Here is a 24,689-nt window from a genome sequence, read left to right on the forward strand (position 1 = left end):
GTGAGTTAGGGCCCGATGTGGACGAAAGGGGCCCACGTGTCCGGTTGGTCCGGGTACCGCTCCCGGAGTTCCGCTGTGGTGGCGGCCAAGGCGTGGGCCGCGTTCGAGGAGTGGAGTTCGCCGTTCACGGTCAGGTGGCGGTAGACCGAGTCGGCGGCTGATGCGGCGGTGGGGTCGGAGACGGGCCATTGGGTGGCGATGACGTGCCGGAAGCCCGCCAGTTGCAGTGCGGCCGCGAGGTGCACGGTCTCGTCCGCCAAGCGGACCGACCCGCCCGCGGTGTGGCAGGCCGAGAGGTAGGCGAGTTCCGCGTCGCCGAGGTCGTGGGCGGCTAGGCGCAGGACTGACAGGTCGCCGTCATGCAGGTGTAGGGCGCTGTTGCCGGGGTGGTCGAGGTTCTGGGTGGCGTGGCAGGCGAAGTGGACCCACGGGTGGCCGGGGAGTTCCGACAGCACCGTTGCGGGTGTCGCGGCCGGGCCCAGCAACGTCCGGGTGCCCGGCACCGTCGCGGCGATCCGCTTCAGCTCGTCCACCACGGCGGGCAGCGGCGCACGACCAGCGCGTTCCGGCACCCCCACCGCCAACAACCGAGACCGGCCCGCCTCACGAGCGCGCCTGCTCCGGATCAGCGCCCCGAGGTCCGTGGTGTACGACGACAGCGTCCGGTCCGGCACCGTGGGCCGCCGCTTGCCCGCCGGGGTCGACGTGGCGTAGCGCCCGGCCGCGTGTAGCGGCAGCACCGCGAGCGGTCCGGTCGGGCACCACCACACCCGGTGCTGGACCGGGCCGTCGAGCGCGTCGAGCGCCGCGAGGACCGGCGCCGCGGCCGTGTCCCACAGCCACCGCAGCATCGACACCAGCGTCTGCCGCAGGTCCACCGGGTTCCCGGCCGCGCCGAACAGCGCGTCCGCCCGCCGCCGGGTGTCCGAGGCGCGCAGCCACGGCAACGGCACCACCGTGACCCCGTCCGGCCGCACCAGCAGCGCGTCGCACCGGCCGACACCGACGTTGACCAGCACAACAGTCCCGCCCGCCGCCGCGTGCCGCAGCTCCGAGAACGGCCGCGCCCCCAGGAACGTGCCGAACCCGGGCAGCGACCGCGCCTCGGCGAGCAGCGCGCTCCACCGCTCCGCAAGCCTGCGGTGCCGCTCGGCGTCGGCCGGGTCGTTCGCGGACGCCACCAGAGCGCGCCGGGTTCCGTCCAACCGGTCGGCCAGGTCCGGCGCGACACCCCGCAACGCCGACAGGTCGCCCCGTGTCTGCACCGCCTGCCGCCACAGCACGGTCCGCCCCTGCTCGGCCAACTCCACCGCGTGCTCGGGCCGACCGACCTGCACGGCCAACGCGGCGGCCTCGCCCGCGAGCCCCGCGACCCCGGCCAACCGGCGTTCCTGCGCGGCCCGGTCCAGTCCGCGCTCGGCCAGCACCGGCAACAACCGGATCGCCGCCGTCGCCGCCTCGACCGCCGTGGGCAGGTCCCGCAGCCGCAGCGCCGACCCCAGCCAGGCCCGCGCGGCGGCCATCCGCTCACCAGCGTCGCCCGCCGGTTGCTCAGCCGCAGCCCGCCACAACGCGATCGCCTTGACCAGATCCGACTCCGCGCCTGCGGCCAGGTAGCGCTGCCGGTGCGCTTGGGCCAGTGCGTTGAGCGCGGACACCCGTTGCGCACGACCGGGTTCGAGCCGGGCGACCGCGCTCTCGCCGTGCCGGATCGCGTCGTCCACACCGGCGCCGCGCACCCCGTCCTCGGCGGCCAGCGCGGTCAACGTGGTGAGTTGCGCGTGCAGCAGGGCGCTCCGTGTGTCCTCCGGGCGGGTCGCCGCCAGAGCCTCACGGATCCGCAAGAGGGCGGTAGTGATGTCGTCGCGGTCGCCACGCAGGAGGTAGCGCAACGCCAAGGCGCTCCCCAGGTTCGTCAACGCGACCGGTCGCACACCGTCAAGGCCCTGCGAGAGCCGCAAAGACTCCTCGGCCAACGCCACCGCTCCGTCCACATCGGATGGATCCGAGCTGCGTTGCGCGCGCCGGGTCAACAACGCGGCCTCGGTGGCCAACCAGTGCGCGCGGCTGGGCCCGGCCTTGGCCAGGCTCGGCCGGATCACCGCGCACAACGCGAGCGCCTCGGCCAGGTCGTCGGCCCGGTCCAGGTGCTCCACCCGCCGGATCAGGCATGTCGCGAGCACCTGCCGCGCCGCGTCGGCCACCGGGTGCCCGCTCGGCGCGGTCGCCGTCGCCTCCCTGGCCAGGGCGACCGCCTGGTCGAGTTCCACGGTCTCGCGGGTGCCCTCGAACCGCATGCGCAACGCCTCGGCCCGTTGCGCGGCGATGTGCGGCACCAGTGTGCCCTTCTCGTCGCGCAAGTGGCGTTGGGTCAGCTCCAACGCCTCCACCAGGTCCTCGTGCCCGCCGGAGAGTTGGTGCCGCACGAGCAACGCCCACGCCAGGGCGTTCACCGTGTCGGTCGAGTCGGGCACCACGCGCAACGCTGCCCTCGCCGATCGCACCAGTGCTTCCGCGTCGGCCGGATCCGCCTTCATCGCCAACATCGCCGACGACAGCTGCAACGCCGCCTCGCTCAGACCGGACCGCAACGGGTGATCGGCGGGCAGGTCGTCGGTCAGCGACCGCAGCAGCCTGCTCGCCGCCGCCACCCGGCTCGGGTCCCCGGTCTCCTCGAACTGGCCGAGCAGGACGACCGCCGTGGCGTGCGTGGCCTGCGCCGGATCGGACTCACCGGCCAGCAACGCGCGCAGGTCCGGCGGCAGCGCGTCAGGGGCGAGATCCCGGGCCAACCCGGCGCACAGCCGCGCTGTCCGCAGCGACGCCGCGCCCAACCCGGTCGGCAGCGCGTAGTGGTGGCGCAGGAACCACTGGCCCAGCACCTGGAGCACCTCGGCATCGGTGGTCCGGTCGGCGACCGCGTCGGCGTAGAGCGCGAGCGCGGCCCGGTGCGCGTCGGCGTCGAGCACCGCCGACTGGGTGCCGTCCCGGTCGAACCGGGCCATCCGCGCGGTCAGGTCGTCGAGCACCGCCCGCCGCGGATCGGCCATCCCAGCCAGCCCCCTCGGGTAGAGTCGATCATCGCCACGGTAGCCCGGCCACGCCGGGCCGGGAAGGGGACAGCAGTGCCCGCGACGGTCGACGGCGAGCAGTACGCGCTGGCGGTGTTCTGCGCCGCGGTGCCCGGGCTCCGAACGCGCGCGGTGCGCGGCTTCTGGGAAGACACCCTGGAGATGCACGTCGCCGAGGTCGCCGCTGGCGGGTCCGCCGTGTCGGCCTGCAAGGAGCTGAAACTCGACCCCGCGGCTGCCCCGCCGCCCAATCGCGACGACGGCACCGGGCCACGAACCGACTGGCTGCCCGTGCCGAGCCTGGTGGGTGGCTACGTCTGCCCCGGCAAACGGTGCGCTCGCCGGGCCGACCGCGACGACGACGCCCGTCCGCCGCGCTGCGCGGTGTTCGACGAGCAAATGCGCTTCGTGCGTGGCGGCTAGCGTGGCCGCGCTCCTGGGTGAGGTGACCAAGCGGCTGCCCGACCGGTGGCTGGTGGGCACGTTGCTGCCCGGGTTGCTGTGGTTGGCCGTGCTCGCCATCGCCGTCCGCCAGGGCCACGCCCACCCGTTCGACCCCGGCGCGGTCACCGGCACGGCCAAGGCGATCGGCACCCTCGTCCGGGACCGCCCGACCGAGGCCCTGGCCTGGGGCGGGTTCGCGATCGGCGCCGCGATGCTGACCAGCCTGGCCGCACGCGGCCTCGGTGGCGCAGTGCGGTCCCTGTGGTGGGGGCGCTGGCGCGGACCGCTGGCCTGGCCCGCGCGGCTGCTCACCCGACTGCGCGCTTACCGCGTCCGCCGCGGGCTCAAGCGCGACGGGACCCGCCTGCCCGAGCGGTACCTGCCCGCGTTGCCCACCTGGATCGGCGACCGGCTGCGCTTGGTGGACGTCCGGGTCGACGCCCAGTACGGCCTGGTGCTCGCGTTGGTCTGGCCCCGCCTGTGGCACCGGCTCGACGCGGACACCCGGGTCGTCGTCGCCCAAGCCCGCGGCAGGCTCGACCTGGCGGCCACCCTGGTCGGCTGGGGCTTGCTCTACCTGGTCCCGGTGTGGTTCTGGTGGCCCGCCTCGGTGATCGCCGTTGGCGTGGGTTTGGTCGGCTGGCGCAGGGGGCGGGTCGCGGCGGAGGTGTTCGGCGGCGCTGTGGAGTCCACTGTGGACCTGGGACACCTCGGGCTGGCCGAGGCGCTGGGCCACGACGTGGCGAGCGGGTTGACGCCTCGGATCGCCGACGCGGTCAACGACCAGCTGCACAAGGGCGCCACCCCTCAGCAGGTCCCCGCGACCGCCGACGACACGACCGCGTAGTCCCGGTCGAACTGGATCGACGCCCGCACGCAGCCGCCCGCCTCCTTGGCCAGGTCGACCACCGCCCGGGGCGACGCGGTCCCCTCGCCCCGGAAGCCCACGATCCGGGCGGTAGCGATGGGGCCGAGTTCGACCAGCGGTGCGAGTGGGATCGGCGAGATGTGGGTCCGCTGCGCCCGGTTGACGGCGCACACCGTGCTCCCCAGGGCGAACTTGGCCTCGTCCAGACCGTCCCCGCCGCGCACGTCCGGCGCGGCGCTCACGCTGAACAGGCAGGCCAGCGGGGAGTAGTCCCCGGTGGGGAGCAGCAGGTTCGTCGGCAGGGTGAACGAGGGCCGGGTGAACGTCGGCAGGGGGAGATCAGGGAAGGTCGGGTTGAACGTGGGCAGGACCACCCTCGGCGTGAAGGTGGACCCGGACCCCGAGGAGCTCCCGCCCGTCGGTGACGTCGGGGTGTTGTCCACGACCAGCGCGATGAGGCCGATCACCACCGCCACCAGGACACCAGCGGCGATCCACCGACCCCGGGTGGGCGTGACCGGGGTGGGCGGCGTGATGACGACCGGGTCCGGTGCCGGTGGCGGCGGGGTCGCCTCCGGGGTGTCGGAGACGTCCGCGGCGTCACGGGCCGCTGGCGCCAGCGTGTCGACCCAGGACCGAGCGGACGGGCGCCTGCCCGGGTCCGCGCGCAGGCTCGCCGTAACCTTGGCGCGCAACCGGCTCGGCACCAGGCGCGGGTCGCTGCTCTGCTGGTCGTTGCCGAAGAGCCGGACCGCGAGCAGCCCCAGCTTGTAGGTGTCGCTCGACGGCGTCGCCAGGTCCTCGTCGCTGACCTCGCTGATCCGCCAGTCCGGGGTCTCCACCTGCGGCAGCACGCTCTCCCCGGCCAGCCGCATCGCGTCGCAGTCGATGAAGAAGCCGCGCGGGCGGGCGGTCAGGCTGAACAGCAGGTTGTTGGGCGAGAGGTCCCCGACGCTGATCCCCAACCCGTGCAACAGGTCCAGCGCCGCCGCCGTGTCGTGCAGGAACTCGTAGCGGAACCGCGGGCTCAGCCGCAGCCCGCGCGCGGCGAGGTACTCGGGCGGGTTGAGCAGGTACTGCACCAGCGCCAACTCCGAGGTGGTCTCGTCGCCGAAGCGCAGACTGGCGGTGTACGCGGTGGGCGCCTTGCGCATCAGGAACCCGACGACCACGCCGTCCTTGCGCACCACCGCCTCCGGCCACGCCGTCCTGGCCAGCAATCCCGCGCGCGCCGGGGCGTCCAAGTCGTGGGCGAACCCGACGAACTGGCGCAGCACGTCGACGTCCACGTCGTCGACCACCCGGGGGCTGTACTCCTTGTACACCACCGCGTCCGGGCCGTCGGCGTGGTCGAGCAACCGCAGCACCCGGCCCTGGCCGCCGGTGCCGAGCAGCCGCAACCTGCCCAACGCCCTGGCGTCGACCTCCGGGACCTCGCTCACCGACCGAGCCCCGACCACACCCCCAGCAACGTCCGGTCGTCGTCGAAGGTCTCGCGGGAGAAGTCCAGCAACCGGGCGAACTCCAGGGGCGGCGGGGGAGTCCCGAGCGCCTCGGCGAACGCGGCACCGACCAGGCCCGCGCCGTCCCCGAGCGCGGCGCCGACCCCGTCGGTGCCCAGCAGCAGCACTGATCCCGCGGGCAGGTCGACGGACTCGGCGCGCAGGTCGCGGGGCAGGTGGGGGAGTGCCACGGTCGCGACCTCGGCGATGCCGGGGGACTCCTGGGTCAGGCGGGTCCAGGTGCCCGCGTCGAACACCCACCCGGTCGAGTCGCCGACCCGGCACATCTCGGCGTGGGCGGATCCGTCGGCACGCGGTCGGACTAACGCGACGAGCAACGTGGTCGACAGCAGGCGTTCCGCGCGCGCTGAGGGGTCGTCATCACCGGCTTGGGCCGCGGCGAACTCGACCAACGCCCAGCCCGCGCACCGCATCACCTCCGGCCAGTCCGGTTCTTCGCCCGCGTCGAGCACCCGGAGCAGTTGGTCGGTGGCACTGCGGCAGGCGAGGGTGGCGCCCAGGTGCGCCAACTCCACGCTCGACACCCCATCGGCGACGGCGGCCACCACGGCCCCGGTGCCCTCGTGCCAGGACACCGCGAAGTCGTCCTGCCGCGGGGTCCCGTCGTGGCGGTGCTGGTAGCCGCGCACCGACGCGGCTCGCGCGGCGAAGGTGCCGCCCGACCACCCGTCGACCGCGGTGTCCGGCCGGTACCCGCCGACGCGCCGGGGTGGGCGCGGCTCGAACTCGGCGACCGGCGTGCCGAGCACCAGCGGCGTGCCCAGGTGGGCCTCAGACAACGTCGACCGCCATGACGAAGCTGCTGGGCCGCTCGACCACCAACTCGGTCTTGTCCGCGGCCACCGCGCGGGCCGAGGCCACGATGCTCTTGGTCAACGCCACGCTGAACTCCGCGATCGCCAGCCCGAGCTCCACCCCTGGCGTCGCCACGAACGCGAACTCCGGCCGGGTCGCCACATCCAGGATCGTCCGCGCCCGCGCACCCCCGATCCCGCACGCGATGATGTTCGGCGCGGCGGGCGTGGTCTCCCGGTCCACCAGCCGGTTGTAGGAGTCCCGCCACGCTGGCTCGTCGGTCGGCTGGCCGTCGGTCAGGAAGAACACCGCGGGCCGGTAGACGGCGTACCCCTGCTCCTTGAGGGCGGCCACATCGGTCGGGATCTGGCTCAGCAACGCCTCGAACGCGGCCCCGTAGTTGGTCGACGACCGGGTGCTCAACACCGGCAACGCCGCCTCGGTCCGCAGGTCCGCCAACGACAACCGGGTCTGCACGTCCACCGAGAACCCCAGGATCGTGAACCGCACCTTCGCCGCCGCCATCGGCTCCCGCAGCAACGCCCGGTGCAACTCCGCCAACCCCGCGTTCAACTCCCCCACCACCGGCGCCATGGACCCCGACTCATCAGCCACCACGTACACCGGCAGCACATTGCCCAGGTTCTCCGCCACGCCCCACCCCTCCACCCCGCCGACCCCAAGATCCCCACTATCCCACGCTCAGTACCCACCCGAGCACGCTTTGGGCTAGCCGTTGCGGCTGTTGGTTCTCATTATCCGCTATTGACTATCAAGATATCGGGTTTAAGTCGGGAGGAGGGGGTGGGTGCGGGGGAGGGGAGAGCGGAAAGACGCTGGGGAGGAAGGGAAGGGGGTGAGGTGAGAGAGGAGGGAGGCGGAGCGGGGAGAGAGGTCCGGTGGAGATCCACTCGGCCCTGGCTGGGGGGACAGGAAGAGCCGGTGCGATTGTCGCCTCGCGCCTCGCGCCTCGCGCCTCGCGGGGGCTCTGGGCGGGGGGCTAAGAGGTGGGCTTGCGGTAGGTGGAGACGGCGGAGGGGGAGTGGGGGGTGAGGGGTGAGCCGGTCCAGTCGGCGTGGCGGGAGTCGAGGGTGAGGGTGGCTAGTTGGGCCATGAGGTCCAGTTCGGCGGGCCACAGGTAGCGGTGGTGGCTGCGGACGAGGCGGATGTCCCCGGGGGCCACCTCCGTGTAGTGGTGGGAGGTGAGGCGCTGGTTGACGGTGTCGTAGGTGTCGAAGCCCGCGTAGCCCTCGCGGTGGTCGAACACGACGGCGTCCTGGCCAGGTGGGAGTTTGCGCAGGTCGGGGATGCCGAGTTCGAGCACGAACCGGCCGCCGGGGCGCAGGTGGCGCGCGGCGTTGCGGAAGCACTGGACCTGCTCGGCCTGGGTGAGCAGGTTGGAGATCGTGTTGAAGACCAGGTACACCAGCGAGAACTCGCCCGGCGCGGTCGCGGTGGCCATGTCGCCGAGGACGACCGGGATCGTGGCGTCGTCGACCTTCGTGCGGAGCTGCGCCAGCATCGGCTCGGACAGCTCGATCCCCGTCACCGGCACCCCGCGCGCGGCCAACGGCACGGCCACCCGCCCGGTGCCGATCGCGAACTCCAACGCGGCACCCCCGTCGGCCAGCTCCACCAGGCGGTCGACGACGGGATCCAGCACCTCGGGGGCGAACATGCCCACACCAGGGGTGTCGTAGCGGCTGGCGGTCTCGGCGTTCCAGGTCTCGTCCAGGCCCATGACCCCACCCTGGCGCCGCCCCGCACGGGGTGTCCACCGAATATCGGCGGCGTCCACAGTGGAATGTCAGGAACGGAGAACGTCAGGAGCGGCGGCGCGGCTTCCCGCGCTTCGGGGCGGCGGGCTTCTTGGCGGGGGTCGCGGGCCTGCGCTGCGGTTTGGCGGCGCGTGCGGGTTCCCGGACCGGCTCGGGCTCGGCCTGCCGTCCCCGGGTGCTGTTGACGGTCCGCCCGCGCACGATGCCGATCAGCTGCTCGATCGCGTCCGTGGTCTCGTCCTCCAGCCAGGACAGCGCCACCTGGGACTGCGGGACGTCGGTGATCGTGCGGTAGGTCAGGTCCTTGCGGTGGTGCAGGCGGGCCAGCGACTGCGGCACCACCAGCAGACCGATGCCCGCGGCGACCAGCTCGATCGCGTCACCTGTGGTGTCGGGGCGCTGCAGGGCCGGGCGGCCGGGCGGCTGCGCCCAGTCCAGCGTGTCGTCGAGCGGGTGCAGCACGACCTCGTCGGCCAGGTCGCCGGGGGTGACCTCGTCGGCCGCGGCGAGGAGGTGGTCCTTCGGGATGACCACGACGGTCACCTCGGTGTACAGCGGGATCGCGTGCAGCCCGGCGCGGTCGGCGGTCAACCGCAGCAGCGCCGCCTGCACGCTGCGCTCCCGGATCTGGTCCGCGGCCTCGGCGGGGCTCACCTGCACCAACTCCAGCGGCACCCGCGGCGACCGCTCGGCCCACAACCGCGACCACTTCGAGGGGATCACCCCCGGCGCGTACGCGAGCCTGAAGGGTGCAGCTGGGTCCGGCCCTGTCACCAGGCCAGACTACCGCCGGTGAACGCCCCCGCTACGCTTGCCCCCATGACCTCGCCGCACAAGACGCCCCAGACGATGAAGCCCGCGACCGCGGCGAAGAAGCTGGGCGTGTACCTGGAGGCCACCCCCGCCGAGTTCCAGGACGGCCTCATCACCCGCGACGAGCTCAACGCGCTGCAGGCCGACCCGCCCAGCTGGCTGCGGGACCTGCGCCGCGACGGCCCGCACCCGCGCACGGTGGTCGCCGCGAAGCTGCGCGTCTCGATCGGTGGCCTGACCAGGGCCGGTTTCGCCGACCCGCTCACCACCGAGCAGATCGAGGCGATCAAGGCGGAGAACCCGGAGTGGCTGCAGCAGGAGCGCACCACCCAGGCCGAGTTCCGCAAGGAGTCCGAGCGGGTCAAGACCCAGGCCGCCGCTGACAAGCAGCCCAAGCCCGCCCCGAAGCCGCCGCGGACCGACAAGGCGGGCAACGTCCGCAAGCCCGCGTCCCGCCGCTCCCGGTAGCGCCCCCTTACTGGAGCGGGTCCCCCTCCGCCTGGCTTGGCGCCAGGAGAGGGGAACCCGCGGATCAGGTGCCCGGACTGTCCGATCGGGATAGTCCGTCCAGGTCTGCTTCCCCGTACCCCCGTCGTGCTGGGAGAAGCGAACAGGGAAACCATACGGATTCGCCGGAGTGGTCGCCAATTCCCTGGACGACTGAACCGCGACCGCGCGACCGGGCGGATTCGTGTTCGCCCATCACCCGAAGGGCCGGTATCCAGCGGCATGCCGGTGCCCGACGCCCTACGGTGTATCTGCGCCGTTAGTCGCCGCTCATCGCCCGCAGCGACGCCGCCACCGCCTGGACGAAGGCCTCCCGAATCTCCTCGGCCACCAGGTCGAGCGACAGGTACGGGTTGAGGTCCTCCAGCTCCACCAGCAACAGGTCACCCCCGACCCGGCAGGCGTCGACCCGCTGGATCCCGTGGTCGAGCGTGTTCCACCGGACAAACCGCTCGGCGAAGGCGAGATCGCTGGTCGAGGGCTCGTAGGGCCGCAGTTCCCAGCGCTTCTCGGGATCCGGCGCGTAGAGGGCGTAGTGGAACTCGTGGTCGACGAAATAGAACGAGACCTCGTAGTCGAAATCAATCGCCGGCTGGATGAGGAGCCCCTCACCGTCCGGAATGCCCTCGCGGTCGGTGCGCACGAGCCCGACCGAGTCCGCGCCCGCCTTCGGCTTGACCACGTAGGTCTCGACCACCGGCAACGCGTCCACATCAGCGACCCGGTCCACGGTGGGGATCACCGGGAACCCGGCCCTGGTGAGGTCCACCAGGTACTGCTTCCCCGCCATGTCACCCTGCCCGGTGAGCGGGTTGAACACCACGCTGCCCTGCCGCAGCGCGTGCGCCCGGAACGCCCCGTACTCCGCCGGGTAGTGCATCACCGGCCCACTGTTGCGCACCATGACGAGGTCGAACCGGTCCATCAACCCCACCGCGTCCTTCGGGTGGCACAACGCCACCACGAAGTGCTCCCGCAGCCGAGCCCCGAGGAACACATCCTCATCGCCATAGCGACGCCCCCGCGCCGGATAGGTCAGGTCGGTGACGAGCAACAAAGTGGACACCCCACCAACCTAGGCCCCACCACCCCACCGGTCACCTCAGCCGCGCTCACCCTCAGCCCCGACACCTCGTGCCCGTCGCCTGCGAACACCCCGCCCGACACCGTGCACCCAGTGGGCCCCACCAGCCCGTCCCAGCCACCGGTGCGTGATTGGCTCGCGGGCATGCCACCTCTCCCAACCCGCTCCGGAACCGCCGCGCCAGTCGCGCGCCCACCGTGTCCCAGCCATCCGCCCCGCGGAGTGGTGGTGAGCCCTGGCCTGGAGAGGTGGGCCACCAGTGCTGGCCCCGGCGCCGGTAGTGGTGCGACGATGGAGATGAACTCCCGATGGGAGCCTCCCGGACGAGCGGTGCCGTACCCGGCGTGACAAGACGGCGCTTGGTGGAGGTCGTCATGGCGTGGTTCGTGCTGGTTCTCTCCGGGGTCCTCGAGGCAGTGTGGGCGACCGCCCTGGGCAGGTCGGAGCAGTTCACCCGACTCTGGCCGTCACTGACCTTCGTCGTGGCCCTGCTCGCCAGCATGGCAGGCCTGGCCTACGCGATGCGTGAGCTCCCGGTCGGAACCTCGTACGCGGTCTGGGTCGGAATCGGCGCGGTGTTGACCGTCGCTTACGCCATGGTGACCGGAGCCGAACCGGTTTCAGTGATCAAGGTATTCCTCCTTCTCGGCATCGTCGGTTGTGTAGTGGGGTTGAAGGTCCTCCACTGAGGACCAGCTTGACGTTCACCGCTGTCCAGGTCGGGCAGATCCTCTCCACGAAGACTTTCCCGTGAGAAGGTGTTAGCAGCGACCAATGCGCTGTTGATCTTCCCGACCTGGACAGCTCATGGTTTCAGTCATGTCGGCAACTCATTGATCGGGCGCGGCGCGGGTGTTGGGGTAGCGACGACCCAGCCGAGCAGGCCGCCTCAGCCGACGAGGTACACCTCGGTCGACCGCGACCGTGCGGAGTCCGCATCGTCCGGGACGGTCAGGTGGCCGCGCCACGACCACAGAACCCGCGAACCCGTCGGCACCGGAATCGGGGCTCAAAGGTGCCTGGTCGCGGCCCGGGCGGCCTCGACGGATCAGCGCGCCCCGTAGTTGATCGTTGAAGACCTGCGGCAAGGTCAGATCGGCTCGCTGTACTACCGGCCGGGGTAGTCGGGACCGCCGAGTCGAACGCCCACAGCCAGCTTGCCCGCCGAGATCAGACCGTCGGGTGCTTGCGGTGTCGGAAGTTGCAGTATTTCTGTCATCGTGGTTGTTCATGTCTGTGGGGTTGTGGAACTGGATGATCATGTCGCTGTCGATTCTGTCAACTCCGCCAGAACGCGATTCCGCCACACAAGTCAGCGTGACGATCAACGAGGAACAATCCCAACACCGGCGGCTAGTGCCGCCGACCATCGCCGACATACTGGTGAATCGCGGCCGCTGCTTATTTCATCGACGTCCTGGTGATCATCCGACCGTTAGGCGGGCGGAGCGCTCAGTGCTCCCGGCAGGTGATGTTGGTGTGGGGGAGTGTGCCGTCGCGGAAGTAGGTGTTGATGGTGTTTTCGACGCAGGGGTTGGGGTAGTTGCCGAAGATGGCGTGGATGTTGACGTCGGCCAGGGTGATGAGGCGGGAGTTGGGCATGGCGCGGTGTAAGGAGACGGCGCCCTGGTAGTGGGTGCGGGTGTCGCCGGTGGACTGGACGATGAGGGCGGGGACGGTGTTGTGCACCGTGGTCCGCGGTTCCGCTGGGGCGGGCCAGAAGGCGCAGGCGTTGAGGTTGTTGGCGATGGCGCTGAAGATGGGGTTCTGGCGGCGGTCGCGCTGGATCTGGCGCCAGTACCAGTCGGGGTCGTGGGGTGCGGCGGCGTCTCCGCACAGCACGGCCGCCTGGCCGGAGTTGTGCAGTTGGGCGGTCGGTTCGTAGATGAACTGGAGGATGCCTACCAGGCTCGGGCTCGGCTGCACCGCCTTTCCGTTCGCGGCGTCGACCAAGAGCCGGATGTCGCCCGCGAGCGCGGCCCGTTTGCGCGGGTCGTCGAGTTCGACGAACGGCACCATCGGCACCACGTGCTGGTCGACCCGGTACCGCCCGATCCGGATCGGGTCCGCGGCCGCCCGGGTGATCAGGCCCTCGACCACGGCCCTGACCTGCCGCGCGGTGCCACCCAGGTGGTACTCGGCGTCGCGGGACGCGGTCCAGGCGGCCCAGTCGTCGAAGGCGGCCTCGTTCGGTCGGGCCATCGACGCCAGGGTCGCGGTGTGCCACGCCCTCGGGTCGACCGCGCTGTCGAGCACGAACCGGTCGGCGCGACCCGGGAACATCTGCGTGTACACCGCGCCCAGGTAGGTGCCGTACGACCAGCCGAAGTAGCTGATCCGCCGTTCCCCGAGCGCGCCGCGCACGACGTCCATGTCCCGCGCGGTGTTGCGGGTCGACACGTGGCGCAGGTACGACCCGTGTCGGTCCGCGCACCGTCGAGCCAGATCGGCCTGGACGGCGGTGTTGCGGTCGAACGCGGCCCGGTCGACCCCGCCGGAGCGCAGCATCGACCCGATCGGCCAGCCGCAGTCGACCGGTGTCGACCGCCCGATCCCGCGCGGGTCCAGGCCGATGAGGTCGTACCGCGCCGTCACCTCCGGTGTCATCGCCTTGCGGATGGTCAGCATGACGTCGAGCCCGGCACCACCTGGGCCGCCCGGGTTCGACAGCATGACGCCCCGCCGCCGCCCGGGGTCGGTCGCCTTGAGCCGTGAGATGGCCACGGTGATGGTCCGACCGCGCGGCTCGGCGTAGTTCATCGGCACGGTCACATCGGCGCACCGCGCCCCCGCCGCGTCCAATTCGGCGTGGTCACAACTCTTCCAGGCCACGCGTTGGTTGTAGTACCGATCCAGACCTGTGCTGTCCACATCGGATCTTGCCTGTGCCACTCCGGCCCCCGACACCAAGCCCGCGACGGCCAAGAGCGCGGTCATGCGTTTCGCGCCTCGGCGCGGACGAGCGGTGCGCGGCAAACGTGTTGTCGACACTGGATTTCCCCCTTGGTGATCCGGGTTCCCCTGTGATCCCGGTGAAAACCACGCTACAAGTCCGAGGAGGACGTTCCCATAGTGCTAGCACTAGTCTTCGGGTTCTACTTGTCTGTAGTGCCAAGGGTAGTCCTAGCACTACCCCCGATCGTGCGGATGGCCTAGAACAGCAGAATCCCTCCCGGCCGCGAAGGCTGGGAGGGATTCTGCGAAGCCGTTGGAACTACTTGCTGGCGAGGGCCTTCAGGCCGGCGTAGTCACCGGCGCCGAGCAGGCGGCGGGAGGTGTCGCACGGCGAGCTGGCCGGGGTCATGGTCTGGGTGGCGTTGTTGGTCTGGTCGACGTGGCCCAGACCGGCGGTGTGCAGGCGCTCGTGGGTCAGGGTGGTCTCCAGGTCGTACTGCGCGCCGGTGCAGTCGGCCGGCTTGGTGGTGAACCAGGTGTACGCGACGTTGTCGATCAGCGTGTCCGAAGCGATGACAACACCCTTGGCGTTGTAGTAGGTGCAGGTGTAGGCGAGGACCTTCGCCGGAAGCGCACCCCAGCCGGTGACGGACTTGTTGTCGTTGCCGGTGCAGGTGGCGGTCGACGACACCTGCGGCTTGACGGTGGTGGTGCCCGCGTAGTTGTACGTCGAGGTGGTCAGCGCCGCCAGGCCACAGCGGTTGGTGCCCTTGGCCACGGTGTTGGTCGAGGTGGTGATCGAGGCGAGAGCGGTGGAGGCGATGTTGGCCGGAACACCCTCACCGTTGTACATCCAGTTCAGGGTACCGACCTTCCAGGTCTTCAGCGCGTAGGAGGTGTCCTCGCAAGCGCTGGCGGCCGAGGCGGCGGTGGCGGCGGCGGTGACCGCGTCGCCCTCGTCGTAGGTGAAGGCCTCCGCGACGAGGAACAGTTCGTCGGAGGAGGAGGAGGAGGAGGAGACCGGCTGACCGGCGACGATCACCGCGGTGGCGGCCAGGACGGTGGCGGCGAGGGTGGTGATCGAGCGGATCATGACTGGCTCCTTCGGTTCCGGCTTGCTGGTACCAAGACTCAGCCGTGGCGGGAGCGGGTCGGGTGCGGCCTCGGGTGCGACTCGGGTGCAGGCCTCAGAACCCACGGACCGCAGCCGACAGCAGGGGGTTGGCCCTCGAGGGATGTCCCCCACAACGGCGCGGTGTCAACGGAATGTGGCCTGGGGACCGCGCCGACCCCGGTCGTGGCACGCGTCGTCACCCGAACCGGGCGCAAGGCCCAGGAATCAGGAGGCGTTCAGGTACGCCAGCACGGCCAGCACCCGCCGGTGCCCGGCCTCGTCGCTGGTCAGGTTGAGCTTGCTGAAGATGTTGCGGATGTGCTTGTGCACCGCGCCCTCGCTGACCACGAGCAGGGCGCCGATGGTGGTGTTGTCGTGCCCCTCCGCCATCAGCCCCAGCACCTCGCGCTCCCGGCTGGTCAGCGTCTCCAGCGGGTCGTCGGCCTTGTGCCGCACCAGCAGTTGGGCGATGACCTCGGGATCCATCGCGGTTCCCCCGGCGGCGACCCGGTGCACGGCGTCCAGGAACTTGTCGACCCGGCCGACGCGTTCCTTGAGCAGGTACCCGACCCCGCCCGCGCCGTCGGCGAGCAGCTCGGAGGCGTAGCTGTCCTCCACAAAGGCCGATAGCACCAACACGGGCAGGCCGGGGTACATCTTCCGGGCCGCGACCGCCGCACGGAGACCGTCGTCGGTGAACGTAGGAGGCAACCGGACGTCTACTACGACCGCGTCCGGACGCTCTGCCGTGACAGCGGTAAGAAAGTCCGTTGCGTTGTCTACAGCCGCGAGCACCTCTATGCCTGCGGTGCTCAACAGCAAGACGAGCCCCTCACGCAACAGGGCGTCGTCCTCGGCGATTACGACCCGCATGGCAGCTCTACCCGCAACACCGTCGGTCCACCGACCGGGCTGCTCAGCGCGGTGTCGCCGTCCAGCGCTTCGACTCGCCGCCGGATGCCCGCCAGGCCGCTGCCCAGCGCCTCGTCGGCACCGCCGCGACCGTCGTCGCCCACTGTGATCAGCAACCTGTCCTCCGCGGCGTCGAGCCCGATCGAGACGTGTCCGGCGCCGGAGTGCTTGGTGACGTTGGCCAGCGCCTCGGCGATGATGAAGTATGCCGCCGCCTCCACCGCGGCCGGTCGCCTGCCGACCTGGGCGAGGTCCAGCTCACACGGGATCGGGCAGCGGGCGGCCAGCGCGGTCACGGCGCCGTCGAGGCCGCGGTCGGACAGCACCGGCGGGTAGATGCTGCGGACGACGTCGCGCAGCTCGGCCAGCGCCGACATCGCCGTGTCCTGCGCCTTGCGCACCAGGTCGAACGCGGTGTCCAGATCGCGGCCGCGCATCTGCTCGGCGATCCCCAGCTGCATGATGACCGCCGCGATACGGGCCTGGGTGCCGTCGTGCAGGTCCCGCTCGATCCGCCGCAGCTCAGCGCCGTGTGCGTCCAACGCGGCCGCTCTGGTCGCCGTCAGCTCGGCGACACGGTCTTGCAGCATCACGCCCTCGGCTGGCTTGAGCAGCCATCTCGCGAACTGGGCCTGCTTGCGCGCGGCAGCCGGGAGCAGCAGGGTCAGCCCTCCATAGAGGAGTGCGACCAGCACGCTCACCATTGCCAGCGGCCAAGACGTCACCTGGTAGTCGAAGCTGCTTGGTGCGCCGTTCGGCAGCAGGTACCAGTACGTCGGTATGAGGGCCTGGTTGAGAGTGGCCAGCGGTAGACCTACCGCGCCACCAGCCGCGAGGATGCCGGTGAAGGCGTGCACCGCCAACCAGGCGATGTCCCGTGGGGTCGCTGGGTCGGCGAGCACGGTACGGATCTGCTGACTTAGAGGACCGGTCACTGGCCGGTATGCCTCCGGAACCGGTACGCCCAAGGCACGGGCTACGCGTCGACGTTCGAGTCCGGGTAGGAGGCGGATGACCCGCATAGCTTCCGGCACCACCGGTAGACCTAACCCGAACACGGCGCACATAGCCGTCACCAGCAGCAGGCCGCACAGCGCGAAGACAGCCAGCATCGACGTCGCGCCCCCGACCAAGAGGTAGCGCACCGCCTGCCAGATCTGCCCCAGTCTCACCCTCACACGGCGATTGTCCCTGGTCGACCCAGGCCCGACGCCCCGGGCTCGCGCCTGGCCATCGCCACCTGGGCCAGGACGATGCCGACCAGCATCGCCGCCGAGCCGAGCCACTGGACGCCGCTGAGCCGCTCGTCGAGCAGCACAGCCGCGAGCAGGCCACCGATGACGATCTCCAAAGCGGCGATGAGGCTCGCGGCGGTCGACGGGATGCTCCGCTGCGCGATGACGCCGAGCAGGATCGCCCCCGCCATGCCGACCAGGCCCACGTGCAGCACCAGTACCCACACCGGCACGCCCCCGGTGGTGGTCGCCAACACCGGCCAGGGGAACGGGGCGGCCACACCGGCCATGACCAGCGCCACGGCGCCCAGGCACGAACCCCAGGCGGCCAGCACCAGCGGGTCGTGCGTCCGCAGCCCACGTTCGGCGAGCAGGAACCGCGCGGCCAGGGTGATCGCCGCCAGCAACCCGAACAGCACCCCGAGCCCGTCGATCGTGGCCGCCGCCCACACCTGGGTGACCAACGCGAGCCCCACCAGCAGGACCGCGATCCCCACCCACAGCAGGCCGGGTACCTGGCGCCGCTGCACGAACCGCACCCACAGCGCCACCAGCACCGGCGACAGGTACTCCAGCAACAACGCCACGCCGACCGGCACCCGGGCGATCGCCGCTGTATAGACGACCTGGTTCACGGCCAGGGTCACCACGCCATAGCAGGCAACGAGCCACCAGTCCGACCGTTGGATCCGTAACCGCTTGCGCCGCAACAACACCGCGGCGCACATCAGCGCAGCGGCCCCTAGCACTGTCCGTGCCTGGATGACGTTGACCGGTGTCATCTCCGTTAGCGCTAACAGCTTCAGAGCGGGCGCGGCGCTACCCATCGCCACGGCCGCTACCACGCCGAGCATCAAGTTCCTGCTACCGGACACACGCCCTCGATTCCCCAGTGGACGCGGAGAAGGCTCTGCCCTGCAACGTAATCCGCGTGAAGGCAACGCTATCCGAAACCATGCGGGCCGCGATTGAGCGTTTACCGCCGATCACGCAATAATCTCGCGTGCCCGCGAACCTGGACGAGATCGACCACCACCTCCTCGACCTCTTACAGCAAGACAGCGGCCGCACTCTCGCGGAGCTGGGGGACTTGGTAGGGCTATCGCCAAGCGCGGTGCAGCGAAGAGTCGAGAGGTATCGCGCGTCTGGGCTGGTGCGACGCGAAGTCGCGGTGGTCGATCCCAGCGCGGCGTTGCTCGCGGTGTGCCTGGTCACCTTGGACCACGAGTCACCGGAAGAGCACGCCCGATTTCGTGAGTGGGTCCTGGCGGCGCCGGAAGTGCAGCAGCTCTACAACGTCTCCGGTGACCACGACTACGTCGTCGTGCTCGCGACCACCGGGATGCCGCACCACCGGCGCGTTGCCGACCGAGTGCTCAAGTCCGCGCCAGGACTACGCAGGTACTCGACGATGTTCGTCCTAGACCCCGTGTGGACCTCTCTTACAGTCCCAACGCGTGACGCCTAGAACTCCGTGTGCGCCAACCAGTGGTCGAGCTGCGAGCGGTCACCCGTGACCGTGACGCGCTGGTCGTCCGGCGTCAGGCGCTGGGAGAACAGCCAGAGCAGGTCTTGAACCGTCCCTGACACGGCAACAGTCGCGTCAACGTCACCGGTGGTGTCCTCGAAGGTAGGCCCATCTGGCTTGCGCGTGATCAGCCAACCCCGACCGGAGTCCGCGCGCAGCAGGATCGTCTCGCCGGTCCCGCGCAGCTCCGCCAACGTCGGGCGCAGCGCCAGCGTCGCGGGGGAGGTCAGCAGCTCCAGGCCCTCGGTGATGACCTCCTCCGCCAGCGCCGCGTCCACCTCGTAGCTCTGACCTGCGGCGATCGCGGCGTCAGCGCGGTGGATGGTCATGTCGGCGACCATCCGACGCAGCCAGAACCGCGAGGGCAGCGAGCCGAAGAACGTCCACACCGGCGTGGTGCCCTCGCCCACCGCGGTGATCAGGCCATCGGCGTCCGCGCGCATCGACTCGAGCCAGGTCGCCGGGTCGCCCGGGTCGGACAGCAGCGGATCCGGCACCGCCGTGGGCTGCCCGGTCCTGGCGAGGTCCGCGCTCCACCGCAACGCCTGGTCGGCGTGGCCGATGAGGTGCCGGACCCGCCACTGCGGGCAGGTCGGCACCGGGGCGTCCGGGTCCGTGCCGGTCAGGGCCGCGGCCAGGGCGGCCGTCTGGTCCCGCAGTGCGACCGCGAGCTGGGTGATGTCCACGAGGTGCTCCTCTCAGGGGCGACGCCCGTACCGTAGGAACTCCACCGGGATGGAGGTTCCACAGACTGTGACCGGAGACACGCTCGGCATCGGGGACCTCGCGCGGCGCACCGGCGTCCCCGTCCGCACCATCCGGTTCTACTGCGACGAGGGCCTGCTCGACCCGGTCCGCAGCGTCGGCGGCCACCGCCGGTTCGACCAGGACGCGATCCCCAGGCTGGACCTGGTCCGCAGGTTGCGCGCGTTGGGCCTCGGGCTGCCCGCGATCACCAGCGTGCTGACCGGCGAGCGGTCGATGGGGGAGGCCGTCGCCGCCGAGCGCGCCGCACTCGACGTCGAGCTGTCCGCCCTGGCCTGGCGCCGCGCCTGCCTCAGCGCCGTCGAGCAGGCAGGACCAGCCGAGCGGGCCGCCCGCCTGGAACTGCTCGCCGCCGCGCAGGACGGTCGGGTCGCGCACCAGGTCCTCGCCGTGTTCTGGCGCGACCGCTTCACCAACCCGGTGCCCGACGAGACCCTGGCGATGTTCCTCGACGTCAGCGCGCCGCCGCCACCCACCGACCCGTCCCCGGCGCAGGTCGTGGCCTATGCCGAGCTCGTCGCCCTGGTCAACGACCCGGCCCTGGCGGCCGGCCTGCGGGCCAGTGCGCACGCCAACGCCAAGGTGATCACCGACGAGGCCGCGCTCCAAGACGGCGTCGGTGCCGCGTGCGCCGCCGCGCTGCCCAAGGTCGCGGCCGGGCAGGCGCCGGGCCCCGGCCAGGAACTCGACCTGTTCGTGGCGACCCACGCCGCTGTCCGAGGCCACCGGGACAGCCCGTCGTTCCGGCGGTCGCTGCTCGCGGACGTCGCCGTGGACCGCGACCCCAGGATGCGCCGCTACTGGACAGGCGTTCGGGTCGTCACCGCGCAACCGGTCGCCCTCGGTGAATCACACACCTGGCTCCTCGACTCCCTGGCCCACTCCATCGGGGCGAGCTAGCGCCTCGTAGTGCGGCTTCAGCCGCGGGTAGTAGTCATCGAAGGTCGGCTGCGGGGTGCCGTCGCGGGCGGCGACCAACAGGTCCAGGTAGTACTCCCAGCCCGGCCCCATCTCGCCGATGGCGTCCAGGTTCCGCAGGTGGTGCACCAGGCGCAACCGCGTGCCGTCCGCGACCGCGGAGACCAGCAGGTCGATCCGCCACGACTCGTTCTCGTCGAGCACGGACAGGCCCAATCGCCGGGGCGGGTCGCAGGTCTCGATCCGCGCGTCGAACCAGGGCTCGCCCTCCTCGAACAGCATCTGCACCCGGATCGTGTTGCCCTGCCCGCCGACCCCCTCCCACGGCCCGAACCACCGCGCCGTCCGCTCCGACTCCGTGATGCTCGCCCACACGTCCTCCGGTGATCCCCGGAACGTGCGACCCACCACGAGCTCGTCGCCCAGGGCCGTCCGGATCAACTCGCCACTCACCCGGTGTCCTCCTCTCGCTGGGCCCGGCGGTCCCGCCGCGCCCGTCGCACCTCGGTGTCCAGGGCCGCCAGGCGCGGCTCCCACTTCGAGGCGGGGGCGAACCCGCCCAGCCACCCCGCCAACGCCAGCAGCGGCCCCGGCTCCAGCCGGTAGACCCGCTGCCGCCCCACGACCTGGTCGGTGACCAGCCCGGCCTCCCGCAGCACGCGCAGGTGGCGGCTCACGGCCGGTCGGCTGATGGCGAACTGGGCGGCGATGTCCCCGGCCGAGCGCTCCCCGTCGCGCAGCATCAGCAGGATCCGCCGCCGCACCGGGTCCGCGATCGCGCCCGCCACCTCGTCCACCCGGGAAGCGTAACCCATGGGTTACGCGTTTGTCCCGAGAACAGTCCCCGCGCCTGGTGGCACAGGGGCTGCTGGGGTGCTGGCTACTTGCTGGCGAGGGCCTTGAGGCCCGCGTAGTCACCGGCGCCGAGCAGGCGGCGGGAGGTGTCGCACGGCGAGCTGGCCGGGGTCATGGTCTGCGCGGCGTTGCGGGCCTGGTCGACGTGACCGAGACCGGCGGTGTGCAGGCGCTCGTGGGTCAGGGTGGTCTCGAGGTCGTACTGGGCGCCGGTGCAGTTCGCGGGCTTCGTCGTGAACCAGGTGTAGGCGACGTTGTCGATCAGGGTGTCCGAGGCCACGACGACGCCGCGCGCGTTGTAGAACGTGCAGGTGTAGGCCAGGACCTTGGTCGGGAGAGCGCCCCAGCCGGTGACCGACTTGCCGTCGTTGCCGGAGCAGCTGCCGTTCGAGCTGACCTGCGGCTTGAGGGTGGTGGTGCCGCCGTAGGTGTAGGTCGAGGTGGTGAGGTTCGCCAGGTCGCAGCGGTTGGTGCCCTTGGCGACGGTGTTGGTCGAGGTGGTGATGGTGTTCAGCGCGGTGGAGGCGATGGTGGCCGGGACGCCCGCGCTGTTGTACAGCCAGGTCAGGGTGCCGACCTTCCAGGTCTTGAGGGCGTAGGTGCCGTCCGAGCAGGAGGTGTCCGCGGCGGCCTTGGCGGTGGTGGTCGCGTTGGCGTCGCCGCCGGGGATCCCGGCCTCGTCGAAGGTGAACGCCTCGGCGACGACGTAGAGCCGGTCGTCGGCGGTGGCCGTGGACACCGGCAGCTGCGCCACGACGACGGCGGAGGCCGCGACGGTGGTGGCGACTAGTGCGGTGATCCGGTTGCGGCCCATTGTGCGTCCCCTTCGGCTCCTGGCTGGATGGGACAAGAATCAGCCGGGGCGGGAGTGGGACGGGTTGGTCCTCGGGTGTGCAACGGGTGCAACGCGACAGGCCGGTACGGGGATGATTCGACCGCGAGCGGGCCCGCCTGAGGGCGGTGGCCTGTGACCTGGGGGTTGGACTGGGACCGGCGGGCCGCGGTCCCAGTCCCGCTGGCTATGCCAGGTGGGCGAACAGTTGCGCGATGTCGGACTTCACCGCGTTGACGACCTTGGCGTCGTTGATCTGGTTGCCCTCGTAGTGCTCGGACGCCTTGCGGTTCTTGCCCGTCATGTCCAGCAGCTTGTCGGTGGTCTTGACCTCGCCGTCGTCGGTGACCTCGTAGAAGACGTGCGGGTTCGACGTGCGGGTGATGGTCAGGTGGCACAGGTTCCAGGTGTCGGTCGTCGCACCCTTCTTGCTGGGCTTGGTGATGGTGATGTGCGCGTTCCAGGCCTTGCCGTCGAGGGTGACGGTGAGGCCGTTGAGGTAGATCCAGCCGCCGTCGGACTTGCCCTCGTAGTCCACCGACGGGGTGGTGAAGTCCAGGACCACCAACGTGGTCAGCGTGTGGTGGATGTTGGCCCACTTGGTGACGGTCTCGTGCGCTGACGGCATCGGCCACCTTCGCTTCCTGCTCGGGGAAGTGCGCTGCACTCCGCACCTCGTGCGCTGTACGCGGCGCGTTACGCCATGATCGTTGGGCCATCCGGGTAGTCCGCTGTGGAGGGTGCGGTTGGCCGCACAGCGGTGTCCGGATATCGGAATCACCGCGTGGGCCGCGATTTCCCCACTATTGACACCCTCCCGGTACCGCGCTTCAATCCGACATATGGTCCAGACCAATTCCCGATGCTGGGCCGACGTGTCCCCTGCACTCCCCGTCAGCCCACCTCACCCGGGAGGTCCCGTGCGTACCCGACATCGCCTGTTCACCGGCTTGGGCGCCGCAGCGCTCATCACCGCGGGGTTGGTGATCACCCCGATCGCCGCCCACGCCGACAACCTGCTGACCAACCCCGGTTTCGAGACCGGCAGCCTCACCGGCTGGACCTGCGCCGGTGGCACCGGCTCCGTGGTCAGCACCCCGGTGCGCAGCGGGACCAAGGCCCTCGCGGGCGCCGCGTCCGCCAGCAACTACGCCCGCTGCGCGCAGACCGTCGCGGTCAAGCCGAGCACCGCCTACACCCTGTCCGCCTGGGTGCGCGGCAACTACGTGCACCTCGGTGTCACCGGTGGCGCGGTCAAGTGGGCCAACTCGGCCTCCGGCTACACCCAGCTCAGCATCACGTTCACGACCACGGCCAGTCAGACCAGTGCGGAGGTCTATCTGCACGGGTGGTACGGGCAAGGTACGTACAACGCCGACGACATCGCGTTGGACGGACCTGGCGGCGGTGGCGGTAACGACACGCAGGCGCCGACCACGCCTGGCAATCCGCGCGTCACCAGCGTTACCGCTAACAGCGTCTCCCTCGCGTGGGACGCCTCTACCGACAATGTGGGCGTTAGCGGCTACGAGGTCGTCCGCACTGGTCAGGTGACCTCCGCGACCGGCACTAGCGCCACCGTCACCGGTCTGTCGCCCAGCACGCAGTACAGCTTCACGGTGCGCGCGAAGGACGCGGCGGGCAACACCTCGCCGTCTTCGGTAGCGGTGACCGCCACGACGGGCAAGGACGACGGCAACCCCGGCCCGCGCTTCATCCAGGCCGCGCCATACCTCTACCTCGGCTGGGGCAACCCGCCCGCCGCGGCCGACGTGATGCGCGCGACCGGCGTCAAGTGGTTCACCATGGCGTTCATCCTCGCGCAGAACGGCTGCAACCCGACCTGGGACAGCCAGCGCCCGCTCAAGGGCGGCGTCGACGAGAACAACGTCAAGGCCATCCGCGCCGCCGGTGGTGACATCGTCCCGTCGATCGGCGGCTGGAGCGGCAACAAGCTCGGCCCGAACTGCGCGACCGCGGAACTGCTCGCAGGCGCGTACCAGAAGGTGATCGACGCCTACGGCCTCAAGGCGATCGACGTCGACATCGAGAACACCGACGAGTTCGAGAGCGCCGCGGTGCAGGACCGGATCCTCACCGCCCTCAAGATCGTCAAGGCCAACAACCCCGGCCTGCGCACGATCCTGACCTTCCCGACCCTCAACACCGGCCCGAACTCCTGGGGCAACCGGCTCATCGAGCAGGCCAAGGCGCTCAACGCCAACATCGACAACTTCACCATCATGCCGTTCAACTTCGGCGGCGCCGCGGACATGTACGCCGCGACGGTCAACTCCACCGAGGGCCTCAAGAACAAGCTCAAGTCCACCTTCGGCTGGACCGACGCCGAGGCCTACGCCCACGTCGGCATCTCCGGCATGAACAACAGCAGCGACGCGGGCGAGGTCACCTCCCCGCAGACCTGGACCCGCATCCGCGACTGGTCCAACGCCAACCACATCGGCCGCCTCTCCTTCTGGGCCGTCAACCGCGACCGCCCGAACTGGGAGTTCACCGCCATCACGGCGGGCTTCACCGGCTGATCGCGTTCGTCCTCGCTGCCCGGACTCCTGGTGGGGTCCGGGCAGCTTCATGTCCACTGTGGACACTTTTGCTGCTGCGTCGGCTCTGGATGATCACTCGTTGGCCGACTTTGGCTCCGGGAGGCTGCTGGCGTCCCTTGAGGCTCTCTGACCAGCGGACTTTTCGTTGGTGCCGCGTGGATTTCCCTCTTATGGGTTACAGAAGTTAT

The 24,689-nt window shown here is 70.7% G+C and carries 23 protein-coding genes, 1 pseudogene and 1 riboswitch; of the genes and pseudogenes, 7 read left to right on the forward strand and 17 right to left on the reverse strand.

Going from position 1 to position 24,689, the window contains the following annotated elements:
- Positions 1-5: 5 nt before the first annotated feature.
- Positions 6-3,050, reverse strand: coding sequence for a CHAT domain-containing protein (locus tag LV79_RS32620; RefSeq protein ID WP_253842174.1), 3,045 nt, complete (start codon positions 3,048-3,050; stop codon positions 6-8).
- 75 nt (positions 3,051-3,125) lie between these two features.
- Between LV79_RS32620 and LV79_RS32625 the strand changes: the two genes are divergently transcribed.
- Together LV79_RS32625 and LV79_RS32630 are read left to right on the forward strand one after the other, a co-directional pair.
- On the forward strand, positions 3,126-3,494 hold the full coding sequence (locus LV79_RS32625) for a hypothetical protein (RefSeq protein WP_253842175.1): 369 nt from the start codon (positions 3,126-3,128) through the stop codon (positions 3,492-3,494).
- A gap of 1 nt (position 3,495) precedes the next feature.
- A complete protein-coding gene (locus LV79_RS32630; RefSeq protein ID WP_253842176.1) occupies positions 3,496-4,362 on the forward strand; it encodes a hypothetical protein in 867 nt (288 codons plus the stop codon).
- On the opposite strand, the gene LV79_RS32635 is transcribed toward LV79_RS32630, so the two are convergent.
- The 5 genes from LV79_RS32635 to LV79_RS32655 form a co-directional block, all read right to left on the reverse strand.
- Positions 4,323-5,825, reverse strand: a complete 1,503-nt coding sequence (locus LV79_RS32635) for a protein kinase family protein (protein ID WP_253842177.1) — start codon at positions 5,823-5,825, stop codon at positions 4,323-4,325. The two genes, LV79_RS32630 and LV79_RS32635, sit on opposite strands and share 40 nt — an antisense overlap.
- Positions 5,822-6,685 (reverse strand): protein phosphatase 2C domain-containing protein, encoded by an 864-nt coding sequence (locus LV79_RS32640; protein WP_253842178.1) that lies wholly within the window; start codon positions 6,683-6,685, stop codon positions 5,822-5,824. The genes LV79_RS32635 and LV79_RS32640 overlap by 4 nt, the downstream gene beginning before the upstream one ends.
- On the reverse strand, positions 6,678-7,355 hold the full coding sequence (locus tag LV79_RS32645; protein ID WP_253842179.1) for a vWA domain-containing protein: 678 nt from the start codon (positions 7,353-7,355) through the stop codon (positions 6,678-6,680). The genes LV79_RS32640 and LV79_RS32645 overlap by 8 nt, the downstream gene beginning before the upstream one ends.
- A 346-nt stretch (positions 7,356-7,701) precedes the next feature.
- A complete protein-coding gene (locus tag LV79_RS32650) occupies positions 7,702-8,442 on the reverse strand; it encodes a class I SAM-dependent methyltransferase (protein WP_253842180.1) in 741 nt (246 codons plus the stop codon).
- 82 nt (positions 8,443-8,524) lie between these two features.
- On the reverse strand, positions 8,525-9,253 hold the full coding sequence (locus LV79_RS32655) for a LysR substrate-binding domain-containing protein (protein ID WP_253842181.1): 729 nt from the start codon (positions 9,251-9,253) through the stop codon (positions 8,525-8,527).
- A 45-nt stretch (positions 9,254-9,298) separates the two neighbouring features.
- Between LV79_RS32655 and LV79_RS32660 the strand changes: the two are divergent.
- Positions 9,299-9,658: pseudogene (locus LV79_RS32660) on the forward strand (DUF5997 family protein); the annotation flags it as partial.
- 400 nt (positions 9,659-10,058) lie between these two features.
- On the opposite strand, the gene LV79_RS32665 reads toward LV79_RS32660, so the two are convergent.
- The gene (locus LV79_RS32665; RefSeq protein WP_253842182.1) at positions 10,059-10,865 is read right to left on the reverse strand and encodes an ATP-grasp domain-containing protein; all 807 of its coding nucleotides are present in this window, start codon (positions 10,863-10,865) and stop codon (positions 10,059-10,061) included.
- 315 nt (positions 10,866-11,180) lie between these two features.
- Positions 11,181-11,245, forward strand: a riboswitch (guanidine-III (ykkC-III) riboswitch).
- Positions 11,246-11,257: 12 nt separating this feature from the next.
- On the opposite strand from LV79_RS32665, the gene LV79_RS32670 reads away from it, so the two are divergent.
- Entirely contained in the window at positions 11,258-11,572 is a 315-nt protein-coding gene (locus tag LV79_RS32670; protein ID WP_253842290.1) for a DMT family transporter, read from the forward strand.
- 763 nt (positions 11,573-12,335) lie between these two features.
- On the opposite strand, the gene LV79_RS32675 is transcribed toward LV79_RS32670, so the two are convergent.
- The 5 genes from LV79_RS32675 to LV79_RS32695 all read right to left on the reverse strand — a co-directional run bounded on the left by LV79_RS32675 (position 12,336) and on the right by LV79_RS32695 (position 17,893).
- Positions 12,336-13,820: an alpha/beta hydrolase gene (locus LV79_RS32675; RefSeq protein ID WP_253842183.1), complete on the reverse strand. Its 1,485-nt coding sequence runs from the start codon at positions 13,818-13,820 to the stop codon at positions 12,336-12,338.
- Between the two features lie 277 nt (positions 13,821-14,097).
- On the reverse strand, positions 14,098-14,871 hold the full coding sequence (locus LV79_RS32680; RefSeq protein ID WP_253842184.1) for a peptidase M10A: 774 nt from the start codon (positions 14,869-14,871) through the stop codon (positions 14,098-14,100).
- Between the two features lie 246 nt (positions 14,872-15,117).
- Complete coding sequence (locus LV79_RS32685) at positions 15,118-15,765, reverse strand: response regulator (protein WP_253842185.1); 648 nt, start codon at positions 15,763-15,765, stop codon at positions 15,118-15,120.
- Complete coding sequence (locus tag LV79_RS32690) at positions 15,753-16,982, reverse strand: sensor histidine kinase (RefSeq protein WP_253842186.1); 1,230 nt, start codon at positions 16,980-16,982, stop codon at positions 15,753-15,755. Before LV79_RS32690 ends, LV79_RS32685 begins: the two co-directional genes overlap by 13 nt.
- Entirely contained in the window at positions 16,979-17,893 is a 915-nt protein-coding gene (locus LV79_RS32695; RefSeq protein ID WP_253842187.1) for an EamA family transporter, read from the reverse strand. Before LV79_RS32695 ends, LV79_RS32690 begins: the two co-directional genes overlap by 4 nt.
- A gap of 149 nt (positions 17,894-18,042) precedes the next feature.
- Here LV79_RS32695 and LV79_RS32705 point away from each other — a divergent pair, with 149 nt between their 5' ends.
- On the forward strand, positions 18,043-18,507 hold the full coding sequence (locus LV79_RS32705; protein ID WP_285470702.1) for an Lrp/AsnC family transcriptional regulator: 465 nt from the start codon (positions 18,043-18,045) through the stop codon (positions 18,505-18,507).
- Here the strand turns inward: LV79_RS32705 and LV79_RS32710 are convergent.
- Positions 18,504-19,253 (reverse strand): maleylpyruvate isomerase family mycothiol-dependent enzyme, encoded by a 750-nt coding sequence (locus tag LV79_RS32710; RefSeq protein ID WP_253842188.1) that lies wholly within the window; start codon positions 19,251-19,253, stop codon positions 18,504-18,506. The genes LV79_RS32705 and LV79_RS32710 overlap by 4 nt on opposite strands.
- Before the next feature lie 67 nt (positions 19,254-19,320).
- On the opposite strand from LV79_RS32710, the gene LV79_RS32715 reads away from it, so the two are divergent.
- Positions 19,321-20,232, forward strand: a complete 912-nt coding sequence (locus LV79_RS32715; protein ID WP_253842189.1) for a helix-turn-helix domain-containing protein — start codon at positions 19,321-19,323, stop codon at positions 20,230-20,232.
- On the opposite strand, the gene LV79_RS32720 is transcribed toward LV79_RS32715, so the two are convergent.
- The 4 genes from LV79_RS32720 to LV79_RS32735 all read right to left on the reverse strand — a co-directional run bounded on the left by LV79_RS32720 (position 20,182) and on the right by LV79_RS32735 (position 22,565).
- Entirely contained in the window at positions 20,182-20,703 is a 522-nt protein-coding gene (locus tag LV79_RS32720; protein ID WP_253842190.1) for an SRPBCC family protein, read from the reverse strand. The genes LV79_RS32715 and LV79_RS32720 overlap by 51 nt on opposite strands.
- Positions 20,700-21,047, reverse strand: coding sequence for an ArsR/SmtB family transcription factor (locus LV79_RS32725; RefSeq protein WP_253842191.1), 348 nt, complete (start codon positions 21,045-21,047; stop codon positions 20,700-20,702). Before LV79_RS32725 ends, LV79_RS32720 begins: the two co-directional genes overlap by 4 nt.
- An 83-nt stretch (positions 21,048-21,130) precedes the next feature.
- On the reverse strand, positions 21,131-21,919 hold the full coding sequence (locus LV79_RS32730; protein WP_253842192.1) for a peptidase M10A: 789 nt from the start codon (positions 21,917-21,919) through the stop codon (positions 21,131-21,133).
- 205 nt (positions 21,920-22,124) lie between these two features.
- Entirely contained in the window at positions 22,125-22,565 is a 441-nt protein-coding gene (locus tag LV79_RS32735; protein ID WP_253842193.1) for a hypothetical protein, read from the reverse strand.
- 292 nt (positions 22,566-22,857) lie between these two features.
- On the opposite strand from LV79_RS32735, the gene LV79_RS32740 reads away from it, so the two are divergent.
- On the forward strand, positions 22,858-24,480 hold the full coding sequence (locus LV79_RS32740) for a fibronectin type III domain-containing protein (protein WP_253842194.1): 1,623 nt from the start codon (positions 22,858-22,860) through the stop codon (positions 24,478-24,480).
- Positions 24,481-24,689 lie beyond the last annotated feature (209 nt).

The sequence above is a fragment of the Actinokineospora globicatena genome, from assembly GCF_024171945.1.
GTDB classification, from domain to species: Bacteria; Actinomycetota; Actinomycetes; order Mycobacteriales; family Pseudonocardiaceae; genus Actinokineospora; species Actinokineospora globicatena.